The 17342-nt window shown below is 71.8% G+C and carries 17 protein-coding genes and 1 pseudogene; 7 read left to right on the forward strand and 11 right to left on the reverse strand.

From position 1 onward, the window contains the following. Nucleotides 1-7 precede the first annotated feature (7 nt). Complete coding sequence (map, locus tag BJ998_RS44510; protein WP_184870195.1) at nt 8-775, forward strand: type I methionyl aminopeptidase; 768 nt, start codon at nt 8-10, stop codon at nt 773-775. On the opposite strand, the pseudogene BJ998_RS49685 reads toward map, so the two are convergent. The 4 genes and pseudogenes from BJ998_RS49685 to BJ998_RS44535 form a co-directional block, all read right to left on the reverse strand. Next, nucleotides 759-2674, reverse strand: a pseudogene (locus tag BJ998_RS49685) (dipeptide ABC transporter ATP-binding protein). The gene map and the pseudogene BJ998_RS49685 sit on opposite strands and share 17 nt — an antisense overlap. Further along, entirely contained in the window at nt 2674-3558 is an 885-nt protein-coding gene (locus tag BJ998_RS44525) for an ABC transporter permease (protein ID WP_184870197.1), read from the reverse strand. The pseudogene BJ998_RS49685 and the gene BJ998_RS44525 overlap by 1 nt, the downstream one beginning before the upstream one ends. Further along, nucleotides 3555-4574, reverse strand: coding sequence for an ABC transporter permease (locus tag BJ998_RS44530; RefSeq protein ID WP_376776073.1), 1020 nt, complete (start codon nt 4572-4574; stop codon nt 3555-3557). Before BJ998_RS44530 ends, BJ998_RS44525 begins: the two co-directional genes overlap by 4 nt. A gap of 3 nt (nt 4575-4577) precedes the next feature. Beyond that, nucleotides 4578-6371 (reverse strand): ABC transporter substrate-binding protein, encoded by a 1794-nt coding sequence (locus BJ998_RS44535; RefSeq protein ID WP_184870198.1) that lies wholly within the window; start codon nt 6369-6371, stop codon nt 4578-4580. Nucleotides 6372-6475: 104 nt separating this feature from the next. On the opposite strand from BJ998_RS44535, the gene BJ998_RS44540 reads away from it, so the two are divergent. Both BJ998_RS44540 and BJ998_RS44545 read left to right on the forward strand, forming a co-directional pair. Beyond that, nucleotides 6476-7303 (forward strand): M55 family metallopeptidase, encoded by an 828-nt coding sequence (locus tag BJ998_RS44540; protein WP_184870199.1) that lies wholly within the window; start codon nt 6476-6478, stop codon nt 7301-7303. 6 nt (nt 7304-7309) lie between these two features. Next, entirely contained in the window at nt 7310-8593 is a 1284-nt protein-coding gene (locus BJ998_RS44545; RefSeq protein WP_184870200.1) for a M20/M25/M40 family metallo-hydrolase, read from the forward strand. A 13-nt stretch (nt 8594-8606) separates the two neighbouring features. Here the strand turns inward: BJ998_RS44545 and BJ998_RS44550 are convergent, their stop codons facing one another. The 3 genes from BJ998_RS44550 to BJ998_RS44560 form a co-directional block, all read right to left on the reverse strand. Next, nucleotides 8607-9281, reverse strand: coding sequence for a L,D-transpeptidase family protein (locus tag BJ998_RS44550; protein ID WP_184870201.1), 675 nt, complete (start codon nt 9279-9281; stop codon nt 8607-8609). A gap of 142 nt (nt 9282-9423) precedes the next feature. Beyond that, complete coding sequence (locus BJ998_RS49470; RefSeq protein WP_184870202.1) at nt 9424-10413, reverse strand: LuxR C-terminal-related transcriptional regulator; 990 nt, start codon at nt 10411-10413, stop codon at nt 9424-9426. A 67-nt stretch (nt 10414-10480) separates the two neighbouring features. Continuing rightward, entirely contained in the window at nt 10481-11287 is an 807-nt protein-coding gene (locus BJ998_RS44560; RefSeq protein WP_184870203.1) for a TrmH family RNA methyltransferase, read from the reverse strand. A 106-nt stretch (nt 11288-11393) separates the two neighbouring features. Between BJ998_RS44560 and BJ998_RS44565 the strand changes: the two genes are divergently transcribed. Next, the gene (locus tag BJ998_RS44565) at nt 11394-12878 is read left to right on the forward strand and encodes an FAD-dependent monooxygenase (protein ID WP_184870204.1); all 1485 of its coding nucleotides are present in this window, start codon (nt 11394-11396) and stop codon (nt 12876-12878) included. Here the strand turns inward: BJ998_RS44565 and BJ998_RS44570 are convergent. Next, on the reverse strand, nt 12868-13302 hold the full coding sequence (locus tag BJ998_RS44570) for a YybH family protein (RefSeq protein WP_184870205.1): 435 nt from the start codon (nt 13300-13302) through the stop codon (nt 12868-12870). The genes BJ998_RS44565 and BJ998_RS44570 overlap by 11 nt on opposite strands. A 112-nt stretch (nt 13303-13414) precedes the next feature. On the opposite strand from BJ998_RS44570, the gene BJ998_RS44575 reads away from it, so the two are divergent. Next, nucleotides 13415-13789 carry a YciI family protein gene (locus tag BJ998_RS44575; protein WP_184870206.1) on the forward strand — a complete coding sequence of 125 codons (375 nt, stop codon included), beginning with the start codon at nt 13415-13417 and terminating at the stop codon, nt 13787-13789. After that, nucleotides 13786-15003 carry an RNA polymerase sigma factor gene (locus BJ998_RS44580; protein WP_184870207.1) on the forward strand — a complete coding sequence of 406 codons (1218 nt, stop codon included), beginning with the start codon at nt 13786-13788 and terminating at the stop codon, nt 15001-15003. The genes BJ998_RS44575 and BJ998_RS44580 overlap by 4 nt, the downstream gene beginning before the upstream one ends. Here BJ998_RS44580 and BJ998_RS44585 read toward each other — a convergent pair. Continuing rightward, nucleotides 14966-15871 (reverse strand): sigma-70 family RNA polymerase sigma factor, encoded by a 906-nt coding sequence (locus BJ998_RS44585; RefSeq protein WP_184870208.1) that lies wholly within the window; start codon nt 15869-15871, stop codon nt 14966-14968. The genes BJ998_RS44580 and BJ998_RS44585 overlap by 38 nt on opposite strands. Before the next feature lie 74 nt (nt 15872-15945). Between BJ998_RS44585 and BJ998_RS44590 the strand changes: the two genes are divergently transcribed. Beyond that, nucleotides 15946-16281, forward strand: a complete 336-nt coding sequence (locus BJ998_RS44590; protein ID WP_184870209.1) for a VOC family protein — start codon at nt 15946-15948, stop codon at nt 16279-16281. On the opposite strand, the gene BJ998_RS44595 is transcribed toward BJ998_RS44590, so the two are convergent. After that, the gene (locus tag BJ998_RS44595) at nt 16262-16927 is read right to left on the reverse strand and encodes an HAD family hydrolase (RefSeq protein ID WP_312890686.1); all 666 of its coding nucleotides are present in this window, start codon (nt 16925-16927) and stop codon (nt 16262-16264) included. The two genes, BJ998_RS44590 and BJ998_RS44595, sit on opposite strands and share 20 nt — an antisense overlap. Continuing rightward, a complete protein-coding gene (locus BJ998_RS44600) occupies nt 16915-17340 on the reverse strand; it encodes a PPOX class F420-dependent oxidoreductase (RefSeq protein ID WP_184870210.1) in 426 nt (141 codons plus the stop codon). Before BJ998_RS44600 ends, BJ998_RS44595 begins: the two co-directional genes overlap by 13 nt. Between the last annotated feature and the right edge of the window lie 2 nt (nt 17341-17342).

Raw genomic sequence — 17342 nt, forward strand, 5'->3', positions numbered from 1 at the left:
GGTGTCCGTGATCGAGTTGAAGTCGCCCGCCGAGATCGAGCGGATGCGTGTGGCCGGCGGCTTCATCGCCACCGTGCTGGGTGAGCTGGCCAAGCTCGCGGAGCCGGGCGTCAACCTGCTGGACCTGGAACACCGCACCCGCGAGCTGATCCGCGAGCGCGGCGCGGAGTCGTGCTACTGGGACTACGCCCCGTCCTTCGGCAACGGCCCCTTCCGCAACGTCATCTGCCTGTCGGTCAACGACGCGGTGCTGCACGGCCTCCCGCACGACTACGTGCTGCGGGACGGGGACGTGCTCAGCATGGACATCGCCGTGAGCATCGACGGCTGGGTCGCGGACTCGGCCCGCACGGTCATCGTGGGCACGCCGGCCGACGAGGACGTGCGACTGGTCCGCGCCACCGAGGAGGCGCTGGCCGCCGGCATCAACGCGGCCCAGCCCGACAACCGGCTGGGCGACATCTCGGCGGCGATCGGGGCCGTGGCCGCCGACTACGGCTATCCCGTCAACACGGAGTTCGGCGGCCACGGCCTGGGCCGGACCATGCACGAGGAGCCGCACGTCCCCAACCGCGGCCGCGCCGGCCGGGGCCTCAGGCTGCGGCCGGGCATGACGCTGGCGCTGGAACCCTGGTTCGCCCGCACCACCGACCGCATCGTCTTCGACCCCGACGGCTGGACGATCCGCTCCGCGGACGGCTCCCGCACGGCCCACTCCGAGCACACGGTGGCCATCACCGAGGACGGCCCCCGCGTGCTCACCGTGGAGCCGTGACCCCGACGGCGTGACAGGCGACGTCCTCGGCGGAACCGTCCACAATGGGCAGATCGACCGTCCGGCACCGGTGAGCCACCTCGTCGGGCAGCCCGGACGCCAGCAGCGGGCAGCGGGGGTGGAACCGGCAGCCGGCCGGCACGCGGCTCGGGTCGGGCGTCTCCCCCGCCAGCACCATCGCCGGTGTCTCCGACTCGGGCAGCACCGACAGCAGGGCCTGGGTGTAGGGATGCCGGGGCGCGGTCAGCACCTGCTCGACGGGGCCGCTCTCGACGATCCGCCCGAGGTACATCACGGCGACCCGGTCGGCGATGTTCCACGCCAGCCCGAGATCGTGGGTGACGACCAGCGCCGCCAGCCCGAGCTCGTCCCGCAACCGCAGCAGCAGAGCCAAGATCTCGCCACGCACCGAGGCGTCCAGCGACGCCACCGGCTCGTCGGCGATCAGCACGCTGGGGTCCAGCGCCAGCGCGCCGGCGATGACCACCCGCTGCCGCTGGCCGCCGGACAGCTCGTGCGGGACGCGCCCGAAGAACCGCTCCGGCGGCCGCAGACCGGCCCGGGACAAGGCATTCGCCACCAGTTCCCGTTCGTCGCCGGGGACGCGGTGGATGCGCAGCCCTTCGGCGATGGCCTCGTACACGCTGTGCCGCGGGTTCAAAGCACCGGTCGGGTCCTGCAGCACCAACTGCGCGTGCCGCCGGTACTCGCGCAGCCCGCGGCTGCCGGTCGGCAGCGGCTTTCCCTCGTACAGCACGCGCCCGGAGGTGGGCTTCTGCAGCCCCAGCAGGGTCCGGGCCAGGGTCGTCTTGCCGCAGCCGGACTCGCCGACCAGCGCGATGATCTCGCCCGCCCGGATGTCCAGCTCCACGCCGTCCACGGCGCGAGCGCCGCCGAAGTGCACGGCGACGTTGTCGGCACGAAGCAGCGTCACGGCTGCACCTCCAGCAGGCACGCCGAGATCCGGTCGTCGCCGACCGGCCGCAGCAGCACGTCGGTGGTCGAGCACTCGGGCATCGCGGCCGGGCAGCGCGGGTGGAACGGGCAGCCCGACGGCAGGTCGGCCGGATCCGGCGGATCGCCGGCCAGCCCGCGCGGGGCGAGTCGGGACGAGGCGTCCCCGATCGTCGGGAACGCCGCCGCCAGCGCCTTCGTGTACGGATGCGCCGGGCGCCGCAGGACGTCGGCGGCCGGGCCCTGCTCGACGATCCGGCCCGCGTACATCACGGCCAGCCGCTGACAGGTCGACGCCAGCACGGACAGGTCGTGGCTGATCATCAGCAGCCCGATGTCCAGCTCGTCCACCAGCTTCGACAGCAGGGTCAGCACCTGCGCCTGGACCATCACGTCCAGCGCGGTGGTCGGCTCGTCGGCGATGATCAGTCCCGGCGAGCAGGCCAGCGCCATCGCGATCATCACCCGCTGCCGCTGCCCGCCGGACAGCTCGTGCGGGTACGCCCGCGCCCGCCGCGCCGGCAGGCCCACCTGCTCCAGCAACTCGCCGACCCGCTGGTCCACACCGGTCACAGTTCCCTTGGCGTGCAGGCGGATCGGCTCGGCGATCTGCTCACCGACGCGCTGGACCGGGTTCAGCGCGTGCATCGCGCCCTGGAACACCACCGACGCTTCGGCCCAGCGCACAGCCCGCAGCCGGCCCCAGCTCATGTCGGTCACGTTCTCGCCGCCGAGCAAGATCTCCCCGCCGATGACCGCGGTGCGGGGCAGCAGCCGCAGCACCGACATCGCCAGCGTGGACTTGCCGCAGCCCGACTCTCCCGCCAGCCCCAGTGTTTGCCCGGCGTCGATACGCAGGTCCACGCCGCGCACGGCCGGCACGAGGCCGGTCGACGTGCGGTAGTCGACGGTCGCGGACCGCAGTTCCAGCAACGGCTCGCCCATCACCGCTCCCTCAGCCGCGGGTTGAGCACGGCCTCCAGGGCCCGCCCGCACATCATGAACGCCAGCACCACCACGCCGATCGCCACGCCCGGCGGCAGCAGGTACCACCAGGCCCGGGCGGTGACCGCGCCGCTCTGCAGGGCGTTGTGCAGCATCTCGCCCCACGACGGCGAGTTGGGGTCGCCGAGGCCGAGGAACGACAGCGTGGACTCGGTGATGATCGAGTTCGCCACGTTCAGCGTCGTGTTGGCGAACACCAGCGGCGCCACCGCCGGCAGCACGTGCTTGCCGATCACGTGCAGGTGCCCGGCGCCCAGCGCCCACGACCGCTCGATGTACGGCCGCGACTCCACCGCCAGGGTCTGCGACCGGACCAGGCGGGCGGTGGTCGGCCACGCGGTCGCGCCGATGGCGATGATGATCGACCCGATGCCGGGCGTCAGCACCGTGGACAGCACCGCGGCCAGCACCAGCGACGGCAGGATGAGGAAGAAGTCGGTCACGCGCATCAGCACGGCCTGCGTCCAGCCGCCGAAGTGGGCCATCAGCACGCCGACGATGGTGCCGACGCCGACCGACAGCAGCGTGGCGGCCAGGCCGACCAGCAGCGATACGCGGGATCCCCACAGCAGCAACAGCAGCACGGACCGGCCGCTCTCGTCGGTGCCGAGCAGGAAGCCGTTACCGGGCGGCTTGAGGATGCCGCCCGTGGCCTGGGTGACGTCCAGCCCCGACGAGTTGGTGATCAGCGGGGCGAGCACGGCCAGCAGCACGATCACGCACAGCACGGCCAGGCCGACCAGCCCGCCGCGGTCGGTGCGGAACTGGGCCCACACCCGGTTGGCGGCGGCGCGGCGGCGCTGCCAGGCAATGGAAGCGGTCATGCGGCACGCACCCTCGGGTCGATGACCCGCAGCAGCAGGTCGCCGATCAGGTTCATCACGAGCACCGCGCCGGCCAGCACCAGCAGCAGTCCCTGCAGCAGCGGGCCGTCGTGGTCGGTGATCGCCTCGTACAGCAGTTGGCCGAGGCCGGGCCAGGAGTAGACGGCCTCGACGGTGACCGCGCCGCCGACCACGAAGCCCAGGTTGATGAAGATCAGGGTCACGGTCGGCAGCAGCGCGTTGGGCACCGCGTGCCGGCCGCGCACCAGGTCGTCACGAAGGCCCTTGGCGCGGGCGGTGGTGAGGTAGTCGGAGTTCATCTCCTCCAGCAGCGAGGACCGCATCACCAGCAGGTACTGCGCGTACAGCACGGCGACCAGCGTCAGGCACGGCAGCACCAGGTGGTGCAGCACGTCGAAGACCTGCGGGAAGAACTCCGGCGGCGTGTCCGGGTCGAGGATGCCCTGAGTGGGGAACCACGAGCCGGCCACCGCCAGCAGGATCATGCCCAGCCAGAACGTCGGCGCGGACCACAGCGTCAGCGCGAAGCCGGTGGAGAACCGGTCGAAGCCGCTGCCGCGCCGCCAGCCGGCCCGCGTGCCCTGCCACAGTCCCAACAGGATCGAGATGACGGTGGCGACGCCGACCAGCAGCAGGGTCGGCCACAGGCGCTGCAGGATCAGCTGGGACACCGGCTGCTGGAACTTCAGCGACGTGCCGAGGTCGCCGCGGGCGAGGTTGGCCAGGTAGTCCACGAACTGCGCCGGCACCGGCTTGTCCAGGCCGAAGTCGTGCCGCATCTGGGCGACCTGCGCGGCGCCGACCGAGGTGTTGCGGGTCAGCAGCCGGACCGGGTCGCCCGGCAGCACGCGGAACAGGAAGAAGCCCAGCACCAACACCACGAAGAGGCTGACCACCGCGCCGCCGACCTTGCCGAGCACGTACCGCGTGCCGCCGGAGCGGCGCGCGGACGTGCTCGGCTCGGCCAGTGCCGGCGCCGTTGCCGGTGAGGTCACGGGCTACTCCCGCTCGTCGGCGCCGGCCCGACGCCGACGGGACAGCAGGAACGCGCCGACGCCCAGCACCACGACGACCACAACGACGATGCCGACGATCAGGCCCGTGTTGGCGCCGCCGCCGGACGACGCGGAGTCGGCCGGCTTGGCCAGCAGGTAGCCGTAGTAGCCGTTCTGGTGCGTGATCGAGCCGCCCTGGGAGGGCTGCAGGCCGAAGCTGGCCCAGCGGTCGGAGCGGTAGGCCTCCAGCGAGTTCGGGTAGGCGATCACGATGGAGCTGTCCAGCGCGTACAGCCGGGCCTGCAGGTCCTTGACGTCCTGGACCCGCTTGGCCTGGTCCATCTCGGACAGCTGCGCCTTGTACAGCTGGTCGATCTGCGGGTCGCACATGTAGTTCTCGGTGTTGCCGTTGCCGTCGGCGTCGGGCAGCACCCCGCAGGTCTGGATGGACAGCAACGCGTCCGGGTCGGGGTTGCCGGTCCAGGCGTTCATCTGCAGGTCGTACTTGCCGCTGGTGCCGGCGTCGGTGACCGCCTCGGAGCTCAGCGCCTGCAGGGTCACGCCGAGGCCGATCTGGTTCAGCCAGCCCTTGATGAAGTTGGCCGACGCGGTCTGTGCCGGGATGCCGCTGTCCACGAGGAGCCGCAGGTTGATCGGCTTGCCCTGCTTGTCCAGCCGGACGCCGTCGGGGCCCTTGGCGTAGCCGGCGTCGTCGAGCAGCTTGCCGGCGGCGGCCAGGTCGAACTTCTGCTCCTGGCCGGGGCCCGGGCTCCAGTGCCACTGCCCGAACACCGCCGGCACGAAGCCGCTGCCCGGCTCGGCCAGGCCGCCGTAGGCCTTGTCCACCAGGGTCTTGACATCCACCGACTGCGCGATGGCCTGCCGCACCTTCGGGTCCTTGAGCACCGGGTTGGCGTCGCCGATCGGCTGGTGGGTGTTGGTCTGCGCCTGGTAGTTGATCAGCAGGTCGTTCTGCCGGCCCTGGCGCGCCTTGACCGTGGTGACGTTGGGCGTGCTCTGCAGCGCGGTGTACTGGGCCGGGGTCAGGCCGCTGACCACGTCCACGTCGCCGTTCTTCAGGCCCTGCACGGCCGCGTCGGCGTTGTCGTAGTGCCGGAACTGCAGCTGGTCGTAGGCCGGCTTGTCGCCGTAGTAGTCGGGGTTGGTCTTGAGCGTGATCGACTGGCCCTGGGTGAAGTTGGTCAGCGTGAACGGCCCGCTGCCCACAACCGGGTACTGCAGGTTGTCGTACTTGCCGATGTCGGTGACCTTGGACCAGACGTGCTCGGGCACGATCGGCACGTCCAGCGCCAGCATGGTGGCCTGCGGCGTCTTGGTCTTGATCACGACGGTGTTGTCGTCGGACGCGGTGACGGTGTCGAAGTTGGCCACGAAGTTGCCGTTGGCGGTGGCGGCCGTCTTGTCCGTCATGATCTTGTTGAACGTCCAGGCGACGTCCTTGGCGGTGATCGGCTGGTCGTCCGACCACTTCATCCCGGACCGGATGTGGTAGGTCCAGGTGAGCTTGTCGTCGGAGACCTGCCACTTGTCGGCCAGGCCCGGCGCGGGGCTGAAGTCGTCGCGCGAGTAGGAGGTGAGGAACGCGTACATCACCCGCCCGATCTCGGTGTCACCGAGGTGGTAGGCCATGAACGGGTTCATCGTCGCGATCGTGCCGGTGACCGCCACCCGGAGCACCTTGGGCTGCGGTGTGTCCTGCGCCTGCGCCACAATGGGCGCGCTCAGCACCGCAAGGCCCGCCGCGATCAGGCCGATGCCGATCCGTCTGATGCGCATCACCGCGCACCTCCCCTTCCCCGTGTTTGGCAAGAAGTAACCACCCAGTAAGGCAATGTGTCAACAATTGTCGACAACGGCAGCCAACCCGTAACGTACCGAGCGTGCGAATCCTCATCTCGGCGGACATGGAAGGCGCGACCGGAGTCACCTGGCCGGCTGACGTCGAACCCGGCACCGAGCAGTGGCAGCGGTTCCGCCGGATGTTCAACGGCGACGTCAACGCGTGCGTGCGCGGGCTGGTCGACGGCGGCGCCGACGACGTGCTGGTGAACGAGGCCCACGACACGCAGCGCAACCTGCTGCTGGAGGACCTCGACGAGCGGGCCCGGATGCTGACCGGCAAGCACAAGCCGCTGTCGATGATGCAGGGCATCGACTCCGGCGTGGACGGCGTGGTGTTCCTGGGCTACCACACCGGCGCCGGCGCCGAGGGCGTGCTGTCGCACACCTATCTGGGCAACTCGGTCACGGGTGTGTGGCTGGACGGCGTGCGGGCCAGCGAGGGCCGGCTCAACGCCGCCGTCGCCGCCGAGCACGGCGTGCCCGTCCTGTTGGTCACGGGCGACGACAAGACCTGCGACGACGCCGACGAGTACGTTCCCGACGCGCGCAAGGCGGCGGTGAAGGAGTGCGTGAGCCGGTACTCGGCCATCTGCCTGCCGCCCGCGCGGAGCTCCAAGCTGATCGAGGAGCAGGCCCGGCTGGCGATGTCCCGTGCCGGCCGCGTCGAGCCGGTGGTGTCCAGTCACCACATGGAAGTCGCCTTCGACGCCGCGCACCTGGCCGCGGCCGCCGCCGTGATCCCGACCGTGGAGCGGGTGTCCCTGTTGCGGGTCGGCTACGACGCCCCGACGATGACCGAGGCGATGAAGGCGTTCAAGATCGTGACCGCGATCGCGAGCGGCGCGGTGGAGAAGGTCTACGGGTGAGGGTGGATGGACGTCGTCGAGCGGTGTGCCCAGCTGATCAGGTTCGACACCACCAACCGGGGCGGCGGCGACAGCGAGGGTGAGCGGGAGGCGGCCGAGTTCGTCGCCGCCGAGCTGGCCGCGGCCGGTGTGGAGCCGACGCTGCTCGAGCGCAAGCCCAGGCGCACCAACGTGATCGCCCGCGTCCCGGGTGGCGATGCGTCGCTGCCACCGGTGTTGGTGCAGGCGCATCTGGACGTGGTGCCGGCGCAGGCGGCGGACTGGGACATGGATCCGTTCTCGGGCGAGATCAGCGACGGCTACCTGTGGGGCCGCGGCGCGGTGGACATGAAGGACATGGTCGCCGAGGTCCTGACGGTGGTCGCCGGTTGGCACGCCGAGGGACGGCGGCCGCGCCGGGACGTGGTGCTGGCGTTCGTCGCGGACGAGGAGGACGCCGGCGACTACGGGGCGCACTGGCTGGTGTCCGAGCACCCCGACCTGTTCCGGGACTGCGCGGCGGCGATCGGCGAGTCCGGCGGGCACACGCATCGGGTGGACGGCATCCACTTCTACCCGGTCGGCACGGCCGAGCGCGGCTCCTCGCACCTGCGGCTGACCGCCCGCGGTCGGGCCGGTCACGGCTCGCGCCGCAACGACGAGAACGCCGTGACCCGGCTGGTCCAAGCGGTGCAGCGGCTGGCCGAGCACCGCTGGCCGGTGCGGCTCATCCCGTCCGTGCAGGCCTACATCGAGCGCGTCGGCGCGGCGCTGGGCGTCGAGGTTGATCTGTCCGATGTGGACGCAACGGTGGCCAGGCTGGGCGGAGCGGCTTCGCTGGTGGAGATGACGATCCGCAACAGCACGACGCCGACGGCGCTCACCGCCGGCTACAAGGTCAACGTCATCCCCAGCAGCGCGGAGGCGCTGATCGACACGCGGGTGCTGCCGGGCGGCGAGGAGGAACTGCTGGCAGGAGTGGACGAGCTGATCGGCCCGCACGTGACCAGGGAGCTGATCAACCCGCAGCCGGGGGTGCAGGCGCCGGTGGACTCGCCGTGGTTCGACGCCATCGCCGACGCCCTGCGCTGGGCCGACCCGGCGGCCGTGGTGGTGCCGTACTGCCTGGGCGGTGGCACGGACGCCAAGGCCTTCGCCCGGTTGGGCATCCCCGGCTATGGCTTCTCCCCCCTGTGGGTGCCCGAGGGCTTCGACTACCGCGCCATGGCGCACGGCGTCAACGAGCGGGTCCCGGTCGAGGGCCTGCACTTCGGCGCGAAGGTCCTCGACCGGTTCCTGTCGACCTGCTAGTGAACCGCCCCGGTCAGTGAACGGCGATGTCGATCACGGGGTGCTGGGCCGGGTCGAGCCAGGCCATCACGGCCTTGAGGTCGTCGGCCGGGATGGACACGCAGCCCGCGGTCGGCTTGCCGGCGGAGACGTGCAGGAAGAACGCCGAGCCGGCGCCGGGCACGACCGGCTGGCGGTTGTAGTCGATGACCACGGCGTGGTTGTAGACCGGGCCGGCCTTGCCCAGGTCCTCGCCGGCGGCCTCGTTGAACGGGCACGTGCCGGGGTCGCAGTGGTAGTAGGTGTTGTAGAGCGGGGACTTCGCGTCCGACACCCACCAGTCGGAGGTGCCGACCTGGCGGTAGGGCAGCCGGGTGCCGTCATTGGCCTGGATGCCGAACGCCTCGGTCAGCGTCCACACGCCGGCCGGGGTCTTGGCCGTGGTCTCGCTGGCCTGGCCGATGCCGTCGGAGCCGACGTTGGCCGTGATCGGGCCGTGCACGACCTGCCACTGGTCCCACAGCGGACCGGTGCGCTGCCACGCGGTGAGCACCGCGGTGGTGGCCGTGGGGCTGTCGGCGATCACCGTGATGACCTGGCCGGCGCTGCCGTGGTACGGCACGGGCAGCACGGACGCGTCGGCGGTGGCTCCGGTCATGGCGAGCAGCACGGCGGTGGCCGCCGTCGCCGTGACAACACGGTTGGGCATCGGGTGACTCCAGGATCGTGGAACGGCGGTTCCGCGCGATCGTAGAGGAAGATCACCAATTAGGGCAGCAGGTCACCAAATTCCGGCGGTTCAGGTTATTTCCGCACGGGGCCACGCGCCGGCCCCGTGCGGGCACGGTCCCTCAGTGGACGAGTTCGGCGTCCATCTTGCGCAGTGGTGCGGCCAGCGCCGTCCGGCACGGCACCCCCAGCTTGGTGAACACCCGCGACAGGTGACCCTCGACCGTCTTCACGCTGACCACCAGCTTCTCCGCGATCTGCCGGTTGGTCAGGCCGCGCACGGCCAGCTCGGCCACCTCGTGCTCGCGGACGGTCAGCGTGTCCATGCTGCGGACCTGCGGCGCGCGGCGGACGGACAGGCTGAGCTGGGAGTCGACCAGCTCGGCGGCCAGCGCGCGGGCGCCGCAGCTCTCGGCCAGCCGGCGGGCCACGCTCAGCTCGCGCAGCGCCGCGTCCCGCTCGCCCATGCCGATCAGGGCGGCCCCGACCACGGCGTGCGCGCGGGCGGCGTAGCCGGGCATGCCGGCCTCGGTGAACGCCTCGGCAGACCGGCCGGCGCGTAACTGCGCGACCTGGAGGTCGTTGCGGGCCAGCGCGACCTGGCCGTTGGCCAGGTGCATCACCGCGGTGTGGCCCCACATCGACGGCGCGGCGGTCTCCGCGGCGTGCTCGGCCCACAGGGCGGCGCGAGCCGGCCGGCTGCGGGTCAGCTCCACGTTCACCATCGACTCGCAGACCCAGGGCCGCAGCACCGGCGCCACCCGGCCCGGGTCGGTGTCCACGCCGGCGGCGTTGGCCAGCCGCTGGCAGCCGTCGACGTCGCCCAGGTGCAGCCGCGCCCCCAGTAGCTCCACCAGCAGTCGACGGGTCCAGTTGGCGTCCAGCTGGGTCATCGCGCGGACCGACGCCTGGTCGGCCAGCTGCGAGTCGCCGCGCCATGCGGCGGCCCAGGCCTGCACGGCGAGCGCGGCGGGCAGCTCGTCCCCGCCGGTCTGTTGGGCGGCGGCCACCGCGTGCGCCGCAAGTTCCGTGGCCCGGCTCAGCCGGCCCCGGAGCACCTGGTTCCGAGCAGCCCCCGTGCTGCGTTCGGCCGGCCTCGTCTCGTCGTCCACCTTCTCGACCTCCCCATGGTGAACACTCAATGTAAACCAAGATGAATGGAGAGGGCTCGCAGATACATCACAGTCTGCGCTGTCGTGCTACCTCATAGAGAACAATGGACGCCGCGTTGGCGGCGTTCAGCGAACTGGCCGCCCCGCCGATGGGGATGCTCAGCACGTCGTCGCAGGCCGCGCGCCAGGCGTTGCTCATGCCCGCGGTCTCGTTGCCGACCACCAGCAGCGTCGGTCCGGTCAGGTCGTGCCGGTCGACAACCGCTGTGCCGTGCTCATCGGTGCCCACGATGCGAACCGTTACGGGTTGGGCTCGAATCCATTCGAGTACATTTCCGGCCGACTCGGCGCGGACCACCGGCAGCGCGAACAGCGAGCCGGTGCTGGCCCGCACGGTCCGGGGGTCGTAGACGTCGGCGGCGTGACCGGCGACGATCACGCCGTGCGCCCCGAAGGCGTCGGCGGAGCGGATGATCGTGCCGATGTTGCCGGGGCTGGCCGGCCGGTCGAACACGACGCCGAGGAAGTCCTCGGGCACCGGGATGCGGTCCAGGTCGTCCGGCGGCAGCTGGGCGACGGCGATCAGCTCCGGCGCCTCGTCCTCCTTCTCCCCCAGCTCGGCCAGTAGATCCGGGTCCATCGACACGCGGGTCGTCCGCACGGTGTCGAGCAGCTCGCCGGCCCACTTCGACAGCCGCCGGCCGGCCGGGTAGAGCAGCGCCGACAGCGGCCAGCCGTGCTCGACCGCCAGCGTGATGGGCCGGACGCCGTGCACCAGGAACTCGCCGGTGCGCTGCCGCTTGGTCCGGTTGCCGAGCAACGCCTCCCACTGCTGGAACCGGGCGTTGCGGGTCGTCACCCGCAGATCACTCACGCCGGCAACCCTGGCACAGGTTCGCCTCAGTCAGAAATCCGCCGGGGCATCAATTTGCGCGGCACGCATCTTTGCGTGATGCGCAACTTTCTGTACGGTGGACGCCATGGACTTCGACGTGGTGATCGCCGGTGGCGGACCGAACGGGCTGATGCTGGCCGCCGAGCTGCGGCTCGCCGGGGTGCGGCCGCTGGTGCTGGAGCGGCTGGCGGAACGGGCGGCCGTGCCCAAGGCCAACGGCCTGGCCGGGGTCGTGGCGCGGCTGATGGACGCCCGCGGCCTGTACGAGAAGGTCAGCGGCCAGGCCGGGCCGCCGGTGCCGACGCCGTTCTACATGTTCGGCGGCATGCGGCTGCACCTGCGGGACCTGGCCGCGAACCCGATGTACACCGTCCTCATCCCGCAGACGCGGCTGGAGCAGATCCTCGAGGAGCACGCCGTCGGGCTCGGCGCCGAGATCCGCCGCGGCGTCGAGGTCACCGGCTTCGTCGACCACGGGACCCACGTGACGGTGCAAGCCGGCGCCGAGGAGATCACCGCCCAGTACCTGGTGGGCTGCGACGGCGGCCGCAGCACCGTCCGCAAGCTGGCCGGCATCGACTTCCCCGGCGTGACCGACGACGACGTCATCAGCCGATCCGCCAATGTTCGGCTGCCCACGGCCCGCCCCGACGGGCTGCCGGTGGAAGGCCACGGCGACATCCCGCCGTTCTTCTTCTACCGCACCACAACCGGGGTGTTCATCTGGGCGCGGCTGGCGGACTCCCTCACCGTGAACACCATGGAGTGGGGCGAGGGGCCCGACGAGGACGTGCCGATGACGCTGGACGAGCTGGCCGCCAGCGTGAAGCGGGTGCTCGGCGCGGACGTGCCGCTGGAGCCACCGGTGCTGGACCGGCCGCCGCTGCTCCGACGCATCAGCGGCAACAACACCCGGATCGCCGCCCGGTTCCGGCTCGGACGGGTGCTGCTGGCCGGCGACGCCGCCCACGTGCACGCCGGCATCGGCGGGCCGGGGTTGAACATGGGGCTGCAGGACGCCGCCAACCTGGCGTGGAAGCTCGGCGCCTCGGTGCACGGCTGGGCGCCCGAGGGGCTGCTCGACACGTACCACTCGGAGCGGCGTCCCGTGGCCGAGCGGGTCGCCATGCAGACCCAGGCCCAGTCCGCCCTGCTCGCGCCCGGGTCGAAGGTCACCGCCCTGCGCACCCTGTTCGGCGAGCTGCTCGACTCCGACGACACCAGGCAGCACATCGTCGACACCATGTCCGGCAACGACGTCCGGTACGAGATGTCCACGGTGGACCACCCGCTGGTCGGCCACCTCGCGCCGGAGCTGTCGGTGACCACCACCGCTGGGGTGGTCCGGCTGGCCGAGCTCCTCCGCACCGGCCGGCCGCTGCTGCTCGACCTCGCCGGCGTCGGCGCCGTGGCCGGCGGCTGGCGGGACCGGGTGGACGTCGTGTCCGCCACGGGCCCCGACCAGCCGGCCCTGCTGATCCGCCCGGACGGCTTCGTCGCCTGGGCCGGCTTTGACTCGACCGGCCTCGCCGACGCGTTGACCCGCTGGTTCGGCGCTCCTACGGCTTGAGGTCCGTCGCCGCGCGCAGCGAGCCGTCCATGTAGAACGGCGTCGAGCTGTGCTCGTGGGCGATCCGCCAGCCGTCCTCGGTGCGGCGCAGGCCGTACGTGGCCCGGAACCACATCTCGAAGGCGAAGTCGGTCCCCTTCGGCGTCGCCGACATGCGGTTCAGCGAGTGCGCCCAGGCCAGGTCGCCGCTGACCTCGATCTCCAGCTGCGTCACCTGGAAGTCCACCGGCCCGTCGAAGGTGCCGAACCACGCCTGCTGTGCCGGCACGTCGCGGGCGGCCTCGCCGCGGCGGCCCAGCGGCGGCGCCAGGTCGAACTTGACCACGTCGGCGGTGTACCGGCCGATCAGCCGCTGCGCGTCGCCGTCCTTCATGGCCGCCTCGGACGCGGTGATGATCTCACGGATCTCGTCGGTGCTGCTCATGGCTGGGGTGTCCCCTCTGCTCGGGTGCTCGGTCGCCCCTGTGTCGAAGCTGCCCTCCCGGTTTCGACACTGCCCCGGTGAGAGGATTTCCGCGACGTTCGGGAGGCAGCCCATGAGGTACCTGATCTTGATCCACAGCAACCCGCGGTCGCGGGCGCTGTGGGAGACGCTGACCGACGAGCAGCGGATGGAGTTCGGCCGCGGCTACATGCAGCTGACCGAGGAGCTGGCGGCCTCCGGCGAGCTGGTGGTGTCACAGGGGCTGACCGATCCGGCGCTGGCCAAGCGGGTGTGGGTGCAGGACGGCGAGACGATGTCCAGCGACGGGCCGTTCGCCGAGGTCAAGGAGTACCTGGCCGGCTTCTACCTGGTGGACTGCGAGTCCGAGGCGCGGGCGCTGGAGTGGGCGGCGAAGGCGCCGGACGCGCAGCTGGGCGGCCCGGTGGAGGTCCGGCCGATCCTCGACATGAGCACCCTGGACCTGTGAACGTCACGACGGAGGTCGAGGACCTGCTGCGCTCACTGGCGCCGCAGGTCCTGGGCGTGCTGGTGCGGCGCAACGGCGGCTTCGACACCTGCGAGGACGCGGTGCAGGAGGCGTTGCTCGCGGCGGCGCAGCAGTGGCCGAACGACGGCATTCCCGCGAACCCGACCGGCTGGCTGATCACGGTGGCGCAGCGCCGGCTGACGGAGGTGTGGCGCAGCGAGGCGGCGAGGCGCCGGCGTGAGGAGGCGGTGTTCACCGCGGAGGTGGACGACGCCGAGGTGCCGGCCGAGGACGACACGCTGACGTTGCTGACGCTGTGCTGCCACCCCTCGCTGACGAGGGTGTCACAGGTGGCGCTGACGCTGCGCGCGGTCGGCGGCCTGACCACGGCGGAGATCGCGCGGGCGCTGCTGGTGCCGGAGTCGACGGTCGGGCAGCGGATCAGCCGGGCCAAGGCGAAGATCAAGGCCGCTGGCGCGCGGTTCGCTCCGCCACCGGCGGCGGAGCGCGACGAACGGCTCGCGGCGGTGCTCGCCGTGCTGTACCTGATCTTCAACGAGGGACACACGACCAGTTCCGGCTCCGCTTTGAACCGCGTGGAGCTGACCAGCGAGGGGATCCGGCTGACCCGGCAGCTGTACCAGCGGATGCCCGAGGACGGCGAGGTCACCGGGCTGCTGGCGCTGATGCTGCTCACCGACGCCCGCCGCCCGGCCCGGACGCTGCCGGACGGCACATTGGTGCCGCTGGCCGAGCAGGATCGCCGGCTGTGGGACCGGGCGGCGATCGCCGAGGGCACGGAGCTCATCACCCGGGCCTTGCAGACGGCGACCATCGGCCCGTACCAGCTGCAGGCGGCGATCGCGGCCGTGCACGACGAGGCCGAACGACCCGAGGACACCGACTGGACACAGATCCTCGGCCTGTACGAGCTGCTCAACGCCGCCGCGCCCGGGCCGATGGTGACGCTGAACCGGATCGTCGCCGTGGCGATGGTCCGCGGCCCGTCGACGGCACTGGCCGAACTGTCCCGGGCCGAGTCGGAACTGGCCGGCCACTACCGGGTGGACGCCGTGCGGGCGCACCTGCTGGAGCTGGCCGGCGACCCCGAGGCGGCGCGCGTCCACTACGAGTCGGCCGCGCGCCGCACCCTGAGCCTGCCCGAGCAGCGCTACCTCACCGCGAAGGCAGCACCTCGACCTCGGCGGCCCTGACCCGGTCCTGGTCGTTGACGAGCTCGAGGCCGACGATCCGGTCGTCCTCCACCTCGAACACGAACAGGCCCATGATCTCGCCCCGGTACATCCACACCGCGCCGACGTTGCCGTCGATGAGGGCCGGCAGCGCGCCGCGGGCCCTGCCGGCGAACGCCGTGGCCACCTCGCGGGCGCCGGTCATGCGGGCCGACAGCAGCGGCGCGCCCTTGGCGTGGTTGGCGACGGACGCCGCGACCGTCGTCTCGTCGGCGCGCAACTCGACGTCCGGGGCGAGGACCGACAGCAGCGCGTCGAAGTTGCCGTCCCGCGAGGCGGCCAGGAAGGCGTCCACGACCTGACGCTGCCGGCCGAGGTCGGACTCCGGGCGGTCCGCGCCCTGGACCCGACGCCGCGCCCGGCTGGCCAGCTGCCGGGTCGCCGCCGGCGTGCGGCCGACGATCGGCGCGATCTCGTCGAACGGCACCGCGAACAGGTCGTGCAGCACGAACGCCAGCCGCTCGGCCGGGGCCAGGGTCTCCAGCACCACCAGCAGGGCCGGGCCGACCGAGTCCGCCAGCAACGCCTCCTGCTCGGGGCCGGCGACCGCCGCCTCCTGCCGCGGCGCCTCGTGCGATCCGAAGTCCTCAAGGGAGTCCTCACGCCGGGACTTGCGGGACCGCAGCATGTCCAGGCACACCCGGGCGGTCACCGTGGTCAGCCAGCCGCCGAGGTTCTCCACCTCGCTGGTGTCGGCGCGGGACAGCCGCAGCCACGACTCCTGCACCGCGTCCTCGGCGTCGCTGGCCGAACCGAGCATGCGGTAGGCCACCGAGCGCAGGTGGTCCCGATTGGCCTCGAACTGTCCGGCCAGCCATTCTTCGTTCACGGTCACATCCTCCGTCCGGGCTTCGTCATAGCAGTGACGGGCGGCAGGCGCCCGATGTGACCGAGGAGGAAACCATGGCGATGATCCAGACCATCCTGTTCCCGGTGAAGGACGTGGAGAAGGCCAAGGCCGTCTACACCGCGCTGCTGGGCGCGGCCCCCAGCGTCGAGTCGCCGTACTACGTCGGCTTCGACAGCGAGGGCCAGCACATCGGCCTGGTGCCCAACGGCAGCACCAACGGCCCGGCCTGCTACCGGCACGTGGACGACCTGGAGGCCGGCCTGGACGCGCTGCTGAAGGCCGGCGCGACCATCGCGCAGGAGCCCAAGGAGGTCGGCAACGGCCGGACCGTGGCCAGCGTGCTCGACGTCGACGGCAACGAGATCGGTCTCATCCAGGACCGGCACTGACCGTGACCACGAGGCCGTCCGCGACGCGGTCGACCCGGCACGACGTGAGGTCCTCGACCACCGCGTCCGCCGTGAGCTCGGCCGCGTCGTGGGAGGTCGCGACGGCCAGCGTGCGGGCGCCGGCGGCGCGGCCGGCCCGCAGCCCGGCGGGGGCGTCCTCGACGACCAGGCAGTCCGCGATGTCGTGGCCGAGGGCCGCGGCCGCCTTGAGGTAGCCCTCGGGATCGGGCTTGCCGGCGCTCACGTCGTCGGCGGCGATCAGCACGTCCGGCACCGGCAGGCCGGCGGCGGCCAGCCGGGCGCGCATCAGCTCCTGCGAGCCGGAGGTCACCGCCGCCCACCGGTCCGCGGGCAGCTCGCTCAGCAGGGTCTTGGCCGCGGGCAGTGCGACGACGTCGTCGAGGTCGGCCAGCTCCATCCGGGCCAGCTCCCGCACCGCGGCGTCCCGTTCGGACGGTGGCAGCAGGTCGGCGATCGTGTCCTCGCTGCGCCGGCCGTGGCAGACCCGCAGGATCGCGTCGGCGTCGCGACCGTGCTCGGCCGCCCACGCCCGCCACGTCCGCTCCACCACACCGGTCGAGTCCACGAGCGTGCCGTCGATGTCGAACAGGATGGCCTGGACCTCGAACCGCATCAGCTCGCCCACGGGCCCACGCCGCCGATGCGCTGCACCTTGTAGCGCACGATGAAACCGGGCCGGCGCTCCACCGGGAAGGTGGCGTCCGGTCCGATGTAGACCTTCGCCAGCCGGTCCAGCAGATCCCAGGCGCCGTCCGTCGGCTCGACGACCGCCTCGGCGCGCAGCACCGCGTTCTCGTCGAGGAACACGCCCGGCACCCTCGGCGCGTCGAAGGACAGCACCACCCGCGGGTCCCGCTCCATGTTCCGGATCTTGGCGCCGTAGTGCTGGTGGCCGCTGACCAGGTCGTCCCCGTCCAGGCCGATCCAGATCACCGAGACCTGCGGGCTGCCGTCGGCGTTCACCGTGCTCAGGTGGGCCATCGGTCCGCTGCTGATCAGGGCGCGCAGCGAATCGGGCAGCGTGATCGTTTCTGGCACGT

The sequence above is a fragment of the Kutzneria kofuensis genome, from assembly GCF_014203355.1.
Taxonomy (GTDB): domain Bacteria; phylum Actinomycetota; class Actinomycetes; order Mycobacteriales; family Pseudonocardiaceae; genus Kutzneria; species Kutzneria kofuensis.

Coding starts and splice junctions, on each gene's coding strand:
- BJ998_RS44525 (WP_184870197.1), bottom strand. CDS start 3,558: ATGACCGCTTCCATTGCCTGGCAGCGCCGCCGCGCCGCCGCCAACCGG.
- BJ998_RS44535 (WP_184870198.1), bottom strand. CDS start 6,371: ATGCGCATCAGACGGATCGGCATCGGCCTGATCGCGGCGGGCCTTGCG.
- BJ998_RS44545 (WP_184870200.1), top strand. CDS start 7,310: ATGGACGTCGTCGAGCGGTGTGCCCAGCTGATCAGGTTCGACACCACC.
- BJ998_RS44550 (WP_184870201.1), bottom strand. CDS start 9,281: ATGCCCAACCGTGTTGTCACGGCGACGGCGGCCACCGCCGTGCTGCTC.
- BJ998_RS44565 (WP_184870204.1), top strand. CDS start 11,394: ATGGACTTCGACGTGGTGATCGCCGGTGGCGGACCGAACGGGCTGATG.
- BJ998_RS44570 (WP_184870205.1), bottom strand. CDS start 13,302: ATGAGCAGCACCGACGAGATCCGTGAGATCATCACCGCGTCCGAGGCG.
- BJ998_RS44575 (WP_184870206.1), top strand. CDS start 13,415: ATGAGGTACCTGATCTTGATCCACAGCAACCCGCGGTCGCGGGCGCTG.
- BJ998_RS44590 (WP_184870209.1), top strand. CDS start 15,946: ATGGCGATGATCCAGACCATCCTGTTCCCGGTGAAGGACGTGGAGAAG.